The organism is Shewanella sp. 2_MG-2023, from assembly GCF_030548905.1.
GTDB lineage: Bacteria > Pseudomonadota > Gammaproteobacteria > Enterobacterales > Shewanellaceae > Shewanella > Shewanella electrodiphila.
On sequence record NZ_JAUOSO010000011.1, the window covers coordinates 1 to 12,014 of the forward strand.

The window sequence follows — 12,014 nt, forward strand, 5'->3', positions numbered from 1 at the left end:
TGGGTCGTGAAGGATTCGAACCTTCGACCAATTGGTTAAAAGCCAACTGCTCTACCAACTGAGCTAACGACCCATCTTTGTTAATTAGATTAAGTGAAGACTATAAATAGAGTTCAATCAATCTGTCATCAAAATAAGTTAATCTAACCTGTTTAATGACCCCAGAACGTCGCTCCGTTCTGAGGGCGCCTATAATACCTTTTTCATCTTCTCATGCAAGCGCAATTTATGGTTTTTTTGCCGTTTGCACTAAAAATAAACTAAGAGGCTGTTTTTTAGTTAAATTAGGCTTATAAAGCCGACAGTTGTTGTTGTGCTAGTCGAGCGGAGGCACTATTGGCATATTCTTTTAATACACGGTTATAGAAAGTCTTTGCTGTAGCACTATCACCTTCTTTCTCTGCGATCATGCCTAGCTTGACTAAACTATCACCACGCTTATTAGAATTCGGGTATTTTGTCACTACAGTATCAAAAGCTTGCTTAGCTTCAGCAAACGTTCCTTTATTAAATAATAACTGACCAAGCCAATAATTAGCATTCGCTGCATAAGTGGAATCTGGGTATTGTTTAATAAAATCGCTGAAGGCAGGAATCGCTTCATCGTACTTTCTTTCTTTCAATACTAAATTAACCGCTTGCTCATAGCTTGCCGTTTCACCTAGCGTCGAGTTTGATGAAGAACCTGCGCTTGAATCTGCAACAGTAACGGTTGTTGACGCTGCACTTGCTGATAAATTGGCAATTTCTTCGTAGAGCTGACGTTGACGTTGAAGCATTTGACTAATTTGGTAATCTTGCTGCTCATTAATGCCACGCAAATCGAGAACTTCACGTTGTAATGCATCTAAACGTTGTTGTGCTTCAAATTCAGTTTGTTGTTTCGCTTTAATAATACGCTCTAAACGAGAAATTCGATCATCATTTGACCCACTAGCAATATCTTGTACTGGTGCAGGTGCCGCTGTGGCGCCTGCAGCTACAAACATTGCAGCAACTAAAACAGCATGTTTCATCAATAAACTCCTAAACTGGCCAGCTAGGCTGGCCTTCCGTAAACGTCAGTTCTTTTAACGTTATTAATAAACTAAAACACCACGACGGTTTTTCGCAAAACCACTTTCTGAGCGTGAAAAATCTAATGGCTTTTCTTCACCATAGCTCACTACGCTCATTTGGCTTGCTTGAACGCCCATGCTTTGTAAGTACTTAGCAATGGCTTTGGCACGGCGCTCGCCTAAAGCGATGTTGTACTCAGGCGTACCACGCTCATCTGCATGACCCTCAATAAGTACTCGAACGTTTGGGTGTTCAACTAAGTAGTTACCGTGTGCTTGGATAATTGCAGCATTTTCGCTTTGCACTTCACTGCGGTCGAAGTCAAAGTAAATAATGTTTTGAGCGCGTAATTCTTCTTGCTCAACACGTTGCTGCTCTTCAGGGGTTAAAATAGGTGCAACGCCACCAGTTTCAACACCACCAGAACCATATTCACCGCCAGTTGTCGTGGTAGTAGTACCACTTGTAGAACCACTCGCGTCAGTTTCAGATTCTGAAGTTGTGCTACATGCACCTAATGCCATAACAGGTACAACAACTAACATAGCTTTAAACAACTTATTCAGATTCATGGGTAATCCTTAATTAATTTTATAGAAATGGAGACCAGGCAGGCGATTTCACTTCGCCTTGGCCCGCTGGTAGTCTTGCTTTAAATCGTCCATCCATAGATACCGCTGCTAACACTTGTTTACCGCGGTAAGTAGTACCATAGATAACCATGGTTCCATTTGGTGCAATACTCGGTGATTCATCAAGTTGAGTCGAAGTCAGCACTTGCATAAAGCGAGTTTTAAGATCCATTCTCGCAATATTGTATTTACCATTAGTACGGTTAACAAAAATCATACTACGACCATCTGGAGTAATAGTACCACCTAGGTTCCACTCTCCTTCAAATGTGACGCGTGATATTTTACCTGTGCTTAATTTTACTTGATATATTTGTGGTTTGCCGCCACGTTCAGACGTAAAAATTAGCGATTGACCATCAGGCATCCAAGAAGCTTCGGTATCAATGGCATAATGATTAGTCACACGTTTTAATGCTCTCGTGGCAATATCAATAACATAGATTTCTGGCTGACCATCTTTAGATAAGGTAACAGCAAGTTTTTTACCATCTGGAGAAAAGCTAGGTGCACCATTAATGCCATTATGAGAGCTAACTTTTACTCGCTCTTGGGTATAAATATCCTGAACAAAAATTTCCGCTTTACGGTTTTCAAAACTCACATAAGCTAAACGACGGCCATCAGGTGACCAAGCAGGTGACATTAAAGGTTCAGGAGAACGTAGCAACATTTGCTCGTTATACCCGTCATAATCAGAAATCATCAAATGATATGGTGATTTTTCACCTTGTTTGACAACAACGTAAGCAACTCGACTTAAGAAAGCACCACGAATGCCTGTGAGTTTCTCATAAACGATGTCGCTGATACGGTGACCATATTGTCTAAACTGTGCTTCACTAATGACAGTTTCACGACTTTCCAGCAATAAATCGCTTGATGGCATTGGACCTTTATCAGTTTGCAGTTGAGCTTTCACTAAATCAATCAGATCGAAGCTAACTAAATATTGATTAGTACCATATGGTTTTATCGAGCCGACTAATAACGCTTCTGATTCAGTATCGCCCCAACCTGTCGCAACAAACTCTTTAACAGTACTAATATTGGCCTGTGGTAACCCACGTGCATCAAGTGGGCTAAAAGTACCACTTCTAGCTAAATCGCTATTCACGACATCACTGATCTGCTCTGGTGCTGGCCCTGTTCCCTGCCAAACAAAAGGCATAATCGCGATGGGTCTTGCGGCGTCAACCCCTTCAGTAATAACAATATCTAATGCTGCGTTAGCGGTAGTACTGGTGAAAAGTACCAATATCGTTAACCATTTTGCCAAAATCTTCATGTGACTCCTTTAATTAAATTCCGGTGATACGGTTAAATTAATTTCTTTCATTTTTTCATAGACATCTGGTTCAGAAGAAACCGGTAAACGTCCAGCGTTGTTAATTGCAGCCTTCGCTGCACGGCAAACCACAGGATCACCGCTTACAGTTTTACTCGAAGTAACAAAGCCATCTTTAGCCAAGCGAACATTGACTACGCAACTTTTTCCTCGCATTGACTCATCAACAATTAATCGTCGCTGTATCGCAGATGTAATCATAGCGGTATATTTATTGACTTCACTTACAACCTGTCTGCTACGAGCAGCTGATACCGCCACTTGCTCGGCAGCCATCGCTTCCGCCATTTCACGCTCTTGACGAGCACGTTCCGCTTCTTCAGCTTTACGCTTTCTTTCAGCTTCTTCTTTACGTTTACGCTCATCTTCACGTTTTTTAGCCGCAGCAGCTTCTTCCGCTTTACGTTTTTCAGCGGCCTTTTTCTCAGCAGCTTGACGTTCAGCTTCTTGCTTTTTACGTAAATCTGCAGCTTTTTGTGCCTTAGCTTTTTCTTCTGCTTCTTTAAGCTTGGCTGCTTTGGCTGCGTTATTCGCTTTGAGTGTTTCTTGCTCTTTTAACTTTCGCTGATTTTCAAGCTGTTTAATACGCTCTTGCTCTTTACGTACTTCATCTTTCGCTTTGCGGGCTTGTCTATCTAGCTCTGCTTGACGCTCTCGCTCCAATTGCTGAGCATCAGCGCGTTGCTTCTTCAATTTTTCGGCATGTTCGTTAATACGTTGCTGATCAACCACCACTGCTTGCACTATTGGCTCAGATTGCTGTGCTTGTGGTAAATGCTTTGGTTTATCATCAAAGCTAATGCCTAATGCTAACGCCACAATCACACCGACATGAACACCAGCAGAAATGGTAATGGGTAAGGTTAATTTAGATTTAGCAGTCACTAAATTACTCCTTAGGTGAATCAGTCATTAAGCCAACAGCTGGCACACCTGCGCCTTGCAAACTGACCATTAACTGAATCACATTTTCATATGGAATGCGGCGATCTGCTTTAACAACCACAGGTCTTTCAGGTTCAAGCAATATCATTGCCCCAACTTGAATTGATATTTCATCCAATGAAAGTGGATCGTCATTTGAGCCACTGCCCACATTTAAGAAGTACTCCCCAAATTCGTCTATCGACGCGACAATCGGTGGCTTACTTTCAGCAGGCAAAGGCTCAGCTTCACCTTGAGGTAATTCAACTTTGACACCTTGAGAAACAATAGGCGCGGTAACCATAAATATGATCAGCAGCACCAACATGACATCAATATAAGGTACAACATTGATTTCGGCGACCGGACGACGGCGCTTACGTTGATACATTACACCGCTTCCTTCTCACTGTAGGCTTGGCGTTGCAATATGTTAGAGAACTCTTCCATAAAGTTAACGTGTGCCATTTCAATCTTTTCAACTTGTGTAGAGAAACGGTTATAACCAATTACTGCAGGAATAGCAGCAAACAAGCCCATGGCTGTCGCAATCAAAGCTTCAGCAATACCTGGAGCAACCATTGTTAAAGTCGCATTTTCAACAGCGCCAAGTGCAATGAATGAGTTCATGATGCCCCATACTGTTCCAAACAAGCCAATGTATGGGCTAGTAGAACCAATGGTAGCGAGTAAAGGAAGGTGGGTTTCTAAGCGCTCAACTTCACGGGATAAACTCACTCGCATAGCGCGCGTTGTTCCGTCCATGACAGCTTCGGGTGATTTACTATTAGCCTGACTTAAACGAGAATACTCTTTAAAGCCTGCGACAAATAAAGCTTCAAGACCTGAAACCCCTTCATTTCTAGCTGACAATTCTTTATACAATTTATTTAAATCTACACCAGACCAAAATGTATCTTCAAACTTCACTGATTTAGCGCGTGCACTATTAAGTAACTTGCGGCGCTGAATAATCACAGCCCATGAGGCGATAGATAAGCATAATAAAGTTAGCATCACTAACTTAACGAGAACACTTGCCTCTAAAAAAAGACCGATAAAAGAAATTTCAGCTTGCACGATTAAACTCCTGCACAATATTTAATGGGATAGCTCTTGGTCGCATACGTGATAACGCGATACAAGCGACAATAATAGTGCCTTCACAATAACAGTCGCCTTTATCATCAAGCAAACGCTGCTTAAATACCAAAGAGGCTTTTTTCAATTCTATGACCTTAGACTCAACAAATAAGTTCTGTTCAAACCTTGCTGCAATACGAAAATCTAATTCAGCATGCTTAACAACAAAAGCAATATCCTCTGCTAACAGTTTACTTTGTACGATTCCCATGGACTTAAGCCACTCTGTACGGGCACGTTCAAAGAAATTTAAGTAGTTAGAATGATAAACTACCCCACCAGCATCGGTGTCTTCATAATAAATAGAAATAGGCCATGTAAACATAATAAGCGATTGTGAATTTTGCGTAATAAAAGATGGCTTACTATACCGAGTACCACAACGCTTGTGAACAAAATGACTGGGTAAAGCAGGCTTTATTTTATGGTTCGATGCTTAATTTGCCATTAAAAAACCCCTTTTGCAGGCATAAGCGTAAGAAATGAAGAAACTTTAATGTTAACCCTTGATATATTTACATTCTATTAACTTATATTGAAGCAAGCTTGATTCAAGAATGGACAAATTATCAGCAACACATTAATTAATCTATCGCTCTATCTCAATCTCCTGCGCCATTCAGCCCACCCAAATATCCATGGGTATACTTATAAATACTAATCATGACAACAAGGCAGATCTTTAGACCATGTTTTCGATGGCGACTTATACAGGTTTTCATACATTAGAAACTGGGGGTTCCAGCAAGCTTGAGCTTTCAGGTGACGTAATCAATATTGGTATTTAGCAAAATCAGCTTCGAGTTCTCTATACTTATATTGAAAGTAGCTTTTTAAAGTCGCTTTGTATTTAAGTCGCTTTCTTTAAGTAGCTTTCTTTAAGTCGCTTTCTTTAAGTCGCTTTCTTTAAGTAGCTTTCTTTAAGTAGCTTTCTATTTAAGAAGCATTCTATTTAACAAGCTTCGAATATAAGCAACTCTGCGTGTAAGTCGCTTGGAGTAGAAGTAACTTTGTATGTACCTAGCTTTGGATATATAGAATATCAGTTTGGATAAGTTAATTTATTGCTTTTATCGATAATAAACTCGTGCTTCCTCGTAAATAGCGATGCTAGCAACACAGATAAAATCAGCCCTCTGAATCAAGAATTAACGGCAACTGAATATTTAGTAAGCAAATTCATTGTTAAACAGTCAAAACGAACTGACATTATTCGCTTTGATAACTTATCCAATATTGAACAGCCTAATCAATTAGTGATCTCTATCACCATTTCAACCAACGCCCCTAATTACACAGGCTTTTAAAGTAAATTAAATATCAAAAAATATTATCAATCATGCTTGGCATGCTGAGATTTAACAATTGTATATCATAGCTAAAAAAGCAGAATTCGACTAAATATGCACTCAGTACGCTTATAAAGTTTATTTTATTCCATTTTGAACACTTTAATGTGATTACGGTAAAAACCCCCTTTAAAAGTTATATTAGTTTTACTAATGATAAACTGAAATTTTTCTAGTTTGTCAGACTAGAGTAAAATCTCTAATATGCATCTTGTTTTCAGGACATAGCTAATTTAGTTATTGAAAACCAAGAACTCCAAGATGATGTACCCCAATACCTCATCTTATCCCTGGTTCTTATGCTTGACTTCCTTCCTTGAATTTGTGAATACAAATTGTTTGGCCCGCTTATTTTAAGCGGGCTTTTTTTTATCTAAAATTTAGCATTTACAAAATCTCAAATAATCACTTTTTGATAGGCATAAAAAATGGCTTAGCTGGGTTTGCTAAACCATGATCAATACGTAGATATTTTATATTTTTTTTTAAGTAAAGTGACTTGGGGAACTTTCAAATAATAAATCAGCCAAATCTCGCCAGCAAGATTAAATGCTTTTTGATATTTTTATCACAACACGGCGATTTCGCGCTCTTTCTTCAACAAGGTTATTTGAAGCGACATGTCGCCTTTCGCCATGGCCTGTTTTATGAATACGGCTTTCTTCAATGCCGCTGGCAACGAGTAAGTCGGCAACAGAGTCTGCACGACGCTCAGATACTCTTTGGTTTATTGAGCGTCCACCATAACTATCTGTATATGCATCAACAAAGATTAATTCAACATCAGAGTCATAGGATAAGTACTCTTGGACACGATTAAGTTGCTGTTTAGAAAAACGGGTTAAGTTAGTTCCGCCTTCCTCGTAATTTAACACGGTAAAAGCGATATCATCAAAACCATAAGGTAATAAGGTTGATAGGCATGAACGAAATTGTCTGTATTGACCACCAAAATTTGCAGCCGACAAGCCGACAGCGACTTTATCATTTTGATTATACCAATCAGCATAGTAAAACGTCGGTTGCATACCTTTACTTAGCTCAGACAGCATAGACCAAGCTGCTTGTTTAGGTACTTCACCATTAAACTGCTTTTGATACTTAAGTTTGGTAATAGCTTTCTCATTAACCCCTGGACGCCATTGAGGCGCTTTGCTGATTAATTCAGCATTTGTCACTTGATCAGGCTTGTTCCACATATCGAGGGTAAAGTTAAGGTTTAAGTCTTTACCTGCTCGACTCGTAAACACAGCCTTACCATAATCAGGAATATCATGCTCTAAGCGGCATTCAATTGGGCTGTTTTGGCTGATGCGCCACATTGAGTCGTCTAGAGACGCAACATAGTGTTGTAGATCAGCTTGTGCTGAACATACAAAGCCTAAGCTCGATAAAAGAATTGCTTTACGCCACATAAAAACACCCTGTTTGATGGTCACAATTCTATATCGGCATAGTTTTATTATTCTTTAGCAGAGAAATCACACAATCAAACATGACACTTGGCCACAGTTTTAGCATAATAGCCGACATATTAGAGAATGAGGTTTTTAATGAGCGATATCTGCGACGCAAACAAATTCAAACACCGCTTTAGAGGCTACTTTCCAGTTGTTATCGATGTCGAAACAGCAGGATTCAATGCCGCAACTGATGCGTTGCTAGAAATAGCGGTCACCACCCTTAAAATGAATGCCGATGGCTTTATCGAGTTAGATAAAACCCAGCACTTTCATATTGAGCCATTTGAAGGGGCAAACCTTGAGCCTGAAGCATTAGCATTTAATGGCATTGATCCAACTAACCCATTACGCGGTGCGGTTGATGAAAAACAAGCATTCCTAGAAATCTTCAAAAATGTCAAAAAGGCTCAAAAAGCCGCTGATTGCCACCGCTGTATCATCGTTGCGCATAACGCAGCATTCGATATTGGCTTTATAAATAAAGCGATTGAGCGAAATGATTTGAAACGTTCTCCGTTTCACCCTTTCGCCACTTTCGATACCGCAACGTTAGCAGGTCTCGCTATCGGACATACTGTACTTGCTAAGGCATGTAAAATGGCAGGTATAGATTTCGATAATAAAGAAGCTCACTCAGCTTTATACGATACCGAGCGTACCGCTGAATTATTCTGTTATATCGTCAATAAATGGAAAACATTGGGTGGCTGGCCAATGGTGAGTGAAGAAGCTGACGAAGTTGAAGTAAAAGAAGACTCAGAAAGCTAATCACAATCTAAAGACACAAAAAAAGCTGCCTAGGCAGCTTTTTTGATTTCTAACTATCGCTATTAAAGCTTGTCAGAATTGTCTTTTAAGTAAGAAGCAACACCTTCAGTTGTTGCAGTCATACCTTTATCGCCTTTTTCCCAACCAGCAGGACAAACTTCACCGTGCTCTTCGTGGAATTGTAGCGCGTCAATCATACGTAGCATTTCATCAACGTTACGACCTAATGGTAAGTCGTTCACTACTTGGTGACGAACTTGGCCTTCTTTGTCGATTAAGAAAGATGCACGGAAAGCAACACCAGCTTCTGGATGCTCAACATCGTATGCTTTACAAATTTCGTGCTTAACGTCAGCAACTAATGTGTAGTTAACTTCACCGATACCGCCTTTATCTACAGCAGTATTTCTCCAAGCGTGATGCGAGAACTGAGAATCGATTGAAACACCGATAACTTCAACGCCACGTTTAGTGAACTCTTCAATACGATGATCAAATGCAATCAACTCTGAAGGACACACAAAAGTGAAATCTAGTGGGTAGAAGAAAACAACTGCTGACTTACCTTTAATCGCGGTAGATAGATTGAAACTATCAACGATTTCACCAGTACCAAGAACCGCTGCGGCAGTAAAATCTGGGGCCGGACGGCCTACTAATACGCTCATTTTATATCTCCATCTATGGATTGAAAAAAACTTAAAAACAATGCCTGTTAAACTGAGTAGCATTATACCCAAACAAAAGCATTATGCGAGGTTGCTCACACATTTGCTTTTGCCTGATAAAAAAATGTACCTTGCATATTTGCGGTATACCTTACCCCTAATTGCTTAAAGAAATAAGTCTTTTAAGATGAAATTTGGTTTACATGCTGAAAAAACACGCCAGAACGATATTGGCCAGAGACAAAAGATTAATTTCAACATAGTGACAGGCCTTGTTACATCAATGAAAAAACCTCCTTACATGCCTACACTTTTTGTAAACTCATTAGAGATAAACTGGACATGGCCTTTGATACAGACAAGAATAACTTCACTATGTCTACCAAATAACAAAACTTAATAAGAATAAATTAATATGAATGCGGTCGTAATTGCTGTCACCTTAATGCTTGCATTAAGTCTCATGCGTGTGAATGTTGTCATCGCGCTTACTGTAAGTGCACTTGTTGCAGGTCTCGTTGGAGGCTTAGATATCCATCAGACAATCGCAGCTTTTAATGACGGTCTTGGAGGCGGAGCACAAATTGCGTTAAGTTACGCCTTACTTGGCGCGTTTGCAGCCGCTTTATCACATTCTGGTTTAACGACCTTGATATCGCACAACATCATTAAAAAAGTAGGTAAAGAGCCAAACAGCACAAATACTCTAGTAGTGCGCTGGTTATTACTTGCATCAATATTGTTGATGGCCATAAGTTCTCAAAATATTTTACCGATTCATATCGCATTCATCCCAATTTTAATACCGCCATTACTGCATGTATTAAGCAAGCTACAAATAGATAGACGTCTGGTTGCGTGTATTATCACTTTTGGCCTTGTTACAACTTATATGATTCTACCAGTTGGCTTTGGTGGCATTTTCTTAAATGACATCTTACTTGCCAATTTAAACAACAACGGTCTAGATGCAGTTAAAGAACAAATCCCAGCGGCTATGTTACTGCCTGCATTAGGTATGATAACTGGTCTACTTACTGCAGTATTTATTACCTACCGTAAGCCGCGCGTTTATAAAGCCACTGATATTACAGTAGAGCAAGAAGTGGTAGGCATTAATAAAAAGACCATCATCATTTCTTTAATTGCAATTTTGGCTACCTTAGTGGTTCAGCTACAAACAGATTCAATGATTTTTGGTGCACTAACCGGTTTTATCATCTTCCGCTTCTCAGGCATCATTAAGCCAGATGTAAGACAAGATATGTTCAACCAAGGTGTATTAATGATGGCCAACATTGGCTTCATTATGATTGCAGCTGCAGGTTTTGCTGCTGTGGTTAAATCAACCGGTGAAGTCAGTACTTTAGTCACCTCGCTTGGTGACATCATTGGTGACAACAAAGCCTTAGCCGCATTACTAATGTTGGTTGTTGGTTTGTTGATTACCATGGGGATTGGCTCGTCTTTCTCAACCATTCCTATTATTGCCACGATTTATGTACCTTTAGCATTAACCTTCGGTTTCTCTGTGGCGGCAACTATTGCATTAGTGGGAACAGCTGCAGCATTGGGTGATGCAGGCTCACCAGCGTCAGATTCAACCTTAGGACCAACAGCCGGCCTTAATGCTGACGGCCAGCACGATCATATTCGTGACAGTGTTATCCCGACCTTTATTCACTACAACATTCCGCTAATCGGTTTTGGTTGGATTGCAGCCATGGTGCTGTAGTCGATTAAAAATTAACAACACCCAATAAAAAAGGAGCCATATGGCTCCTTTTTTAGTTATTAAATCAAACTTCTTAATAAGTAGAGTGATTTAACACTCTGAATTACTTAGTACCAAAAATCTTATCACCTGCATCACCTAAGCCCGGTAAAATATAACCTTGCTCGTTTAAGCAGTCATCAATAGATGCAGTGAATAGTTCGATATCAGGATGCGCCGCTTCTAATGCTTTAATTCCTTCAGGGGCTGCAACTAACACAAGTGCTTTAATTGATACGCAGCCACGTTTTTTTAATAAGTCGATAGTGGCAATCATTGAACCGCCAGTTGCAAGCATTGGGTCAACTACAATCGCTACACGCTCATCTACATTGCTTACTAACTTATCGAAGTAAGGCACAGGTTCTAACGTTTCTTCGTCGCGGTAAATACCCACAACCGAGATTTTAGCGCTAGGCATATGCTCAAGGACGCCATCCATCATGCCAAGTCCTGCACGAAGAATAGGTACTACAGTAACTTTTTTACCTTTGATCTGTTCAATCTCAACAGGGCCATTCCAGCCATTAATAGTGACGGTTTCTGTTTCAAAGTCTGCAGTTGCTTCGTACGTTAATAAGCTGCCTACTTCTGTAGCCAACTCACGAAAACGCTTAGTACTGATTTCAGCTTCACGCATTAACCCTACTTTATGACGAATTAACGGATGTTTTACTTCAACGACTTTCATTTTTGCACTCCTAATGATGAGATATTTTTCGCAAATTGTTCAAATTCTAGTTTATTTATTCTCTTTATAAAACATAAAGTTTCATAATTGCAGCCAATCTCACGCTAAACAGCTAAAACCATTACAGAAAACTGTTTTCATACTCGGATAAACCTGAAACATGACTTTCGACGCCTATCACAAGCTGATAGAATA

The 12,014-nt window shown here is 39.8% G+C and carries 12 protein-coding genes and 1 tRNA gene; 2 read left to right on the forward strand and 11 right to left on the reverse strand.

Annotation, left to right across the window (positions count from 1 at the left end):
* From Q4600_RS12075 to Q4600_RS12115, 9 genes are all read right to left on the reverse strand, one after another.
* Positions 1 to 73 (reverse strand) — tRNA-Lys (locus Q4600_RS12075).
* Positions 74 to 290: 217 nt separating this feature from the next.
* Positions 291 to 1,016, reverse strand: a complete 726-nt coding sequence (gene ybgF / locus Q4600_RS12080; RefSeq protein ID WP_303516519.1) for a tol-pal system protein YbgF — start codon at positions 1,014 to 1,016, stop codon at positions 291 to 293.
* Between the two features lie 63 nt (positions 1,017 to 1,079).
* On the reverse strand, positions 1,080 to 1,631 hold the full coding sequence (gene pal, locus Q4600_RS12085) for a peptidoglycan-associated lipoprotein Pal (RefSeq protein WP_229368306.1): 552 nt from the start codon (positions 1,629 to 1,631) through the stop codon (positions 1,080 to 1,082).
* A gap of 19 nt (positions 1,632 to 1,650) precedes the next feature.
* Complete coding sequence (gene tolB, locus Q4600_RS12090; RefSeq protein WP_102528367.1) at positions 1,651 to 2,979, reverse strand: Tol-Pal system beta propeller repeat protein TolB; 1,329 nt, start codon at positions 2,977 to 2,979, stop codon at positions 1,651 to 1,653.
* Positions 2,980 to 2,988: 9 nt separating this feature from the next.
* Positions 2,989 to 3,924, reverse strand: a complete 936-nt coding sequence (gene tolA / locus Q4600_RS12095; protein ID WP_229368311.1) for a cell envelope integrity protein TolA — start codon at positions 3,922 to 3,924, stop codon at positions 2,989 to 2,991.
* Between the two features lie 4 nt (positions 3,925 to 3,928).
* Positions 3,929 to 4,354: a protein TolR gene (gene tolR / locus Q4600_RS12100; RefSeq protein ID WP_102528365.1), complete on the reverse strand. Its 426-nt coding sequence runs from the start codon at positions 4,352 to 4,354 to the stop codon at positions 3,929 to 3,931.
* Positions 4,354 to 5,043: a protein TolQ gene (gene tolQ / locus Q4600_RS12105; RefSeq protein WP_102528364.1), complete on the reverse strand. Its 690-nt coding sequence runs from the start codon at positions 5,041 to 5,043 to the stop codon at positions 4,354 to 4,356. The genes tolR and tolQ overlap by 1 nt, the downstream gene beginning before the upstream one ends.
* Positions 5,033 to 5,434, reverse strand: a complete 402-nt coding sequence (gene ybgC, locus Q4600_RS12110; protein WP_102528363.1) for a tol-pal system-associated acyl-CoA thioesterase — start codon at positions 5,432 to 5,434, stop codon at positions 5,033 to 5,035. The genes tolQ and ybgC overlap by 11 nt, the downstream gene beginning before the upstream one ends.
* 1,566 nt (positions 5,435 to 7,000) lie before the next feature.
* Positions 7,001 to 7,870: an OmpA family protein gene (locus Q4600_RS12115; RefSeq protein WP_102528362.1), complete on the reverse strand. Its 870-nt coding sequence runs from the start codon at positions 7,868 to 7,870 to the stop codon at positions 7,001 to 7,003.
* Between the two features lie 138 nt (positions 7,871 to 8,008).
* Here Q4600_RS12115 and rnt point away from each other — a divergent pair, with 138 nt between their 5' ends.
* A complete protein-coding gene (rnt, locus tag Q4600_RS12120; RefSeq protein WP_102528361.1) occupies positions 8,009 to 8,686 on the forward strand; it encodes a ribonuclease T in 678 nt (225 codons plus the stop codon).
* Positions 8,687 to 8,748: 62 nt separating this feature from the next.
* On the opposite strand, the gene Q4600_RS12125 is transcribed toward rnt, so the two are convergent.
* Positions 8,749 to 9,354, reverse strand: coding sequence for a peroxiredoxin (locus Q4600_RS12125; protein WP_102528360.1), 606 nt, complete (start codon positions 9,352 to 9,354; stop codon positions 8,749 to 8,751).
* Positions 9,355 to 9,769: 415 nt separating this feature from the next.
* Between Q4600_RS12125 and Q4600_RS12130 the strand changes: the two genes are divergently transcribed.
* Complete coding sequence (locus Q4600_RS12130) at positions 9,770 to 11,089, forward strand: Na+/H+ antiporter family protein (RefSeq protein ID WP_102528359.1); 1,320 nt, start codon at positions 9,770 to 9,772, stop codon at positions 11,087 to 11,089.
* A gap of 103 nt (positions 11,090 to 11,192) precedes the next feature.
* Here Q4600_RS12130 and upp read toward each other — a convergent pair whose 3' ends face one another.
* Positions 11,193 to 11,819 carry a uracil phosphoribosyltransferase gene (upp, locus tag Q4600_RS12135; RefSeq protein WP_102528358.1) on the reverse strand — a complete coding sequence of 209 codons (627 nt, stop codon included), beginning with the start codon at positions 11,817 to 11,819 and terminating at the stop codon, positions 11,193 to 11,195.
* Between the last annotated feature and the right edge of the window lie 195 nt (positions 11,820 to 12,014).

Excerpts from the sequence above, each read along its gene's own strand:
- ybgF (WP_303516519.1), bottom strand. The coding sequence starts at position 1,016 with ATGAAACATGCTGTTTTAGTTGCTGCAATGTTTGTAGCTGCAGGCGCC.
- pal (WP_229368306.1), bottom strand. The coding sequence starts at position 1,631 with ATGAATCTGAATAAGTTGTTTAAAGCTATGTTAGTTGTTGTACCTGTT.
- tolB (WP_102528367.1), bottom strand. The coding sequence starts at position 2,979 with ATGAAGATTTTGGCAAAATGGTTAACGATATTGGTACTTTTCACCAGT.
- tolR (WP_102528365.1), bottom strand. The coding sequence starts at position 4,354 with ATGTATCAACGTAAGCGCCGTCGTCCGGTCGCCGAAATCAATGTTGTA.
- Q4600_RS12115 (WP_102528362.1), bottom strand. The coding sequence starts at position 7,870 with ATGTGGCGTAAAGCAATTCTTTTATCGAGCTTAGGCTTTGTATGTTCA.
- rnt (WP_102528361.1), top strand. The coding sequence starts at position 8,009 with ATGAGCGATATCTGCGACGCAAACAAATTCAAACACCGCTTTAGAGGC.
- Q4600_RS12125 (WP_102528360.1), bottom strand. The coding sequence starts at position 9,354 with ATGAGCGTATTAGTAGGCCGTCCGGCCCCAGATTTTACTGCCGCAGCG.
- Q4600_RS12130 (WP_102528359.1), top strand. The coding sequence starts at position 9,770 with ATGAATGCGGTCGTAATTGCTGTCACCTTAATGCTTGCATTAAGTCTC.
- upp (WP_102528358.1), bottom strand. The coding sequence starts at position 11,819 with ATGAAAGTCGTTGAAGTAAAACATCCGTTAATTCGTCATAAAGTAGGG.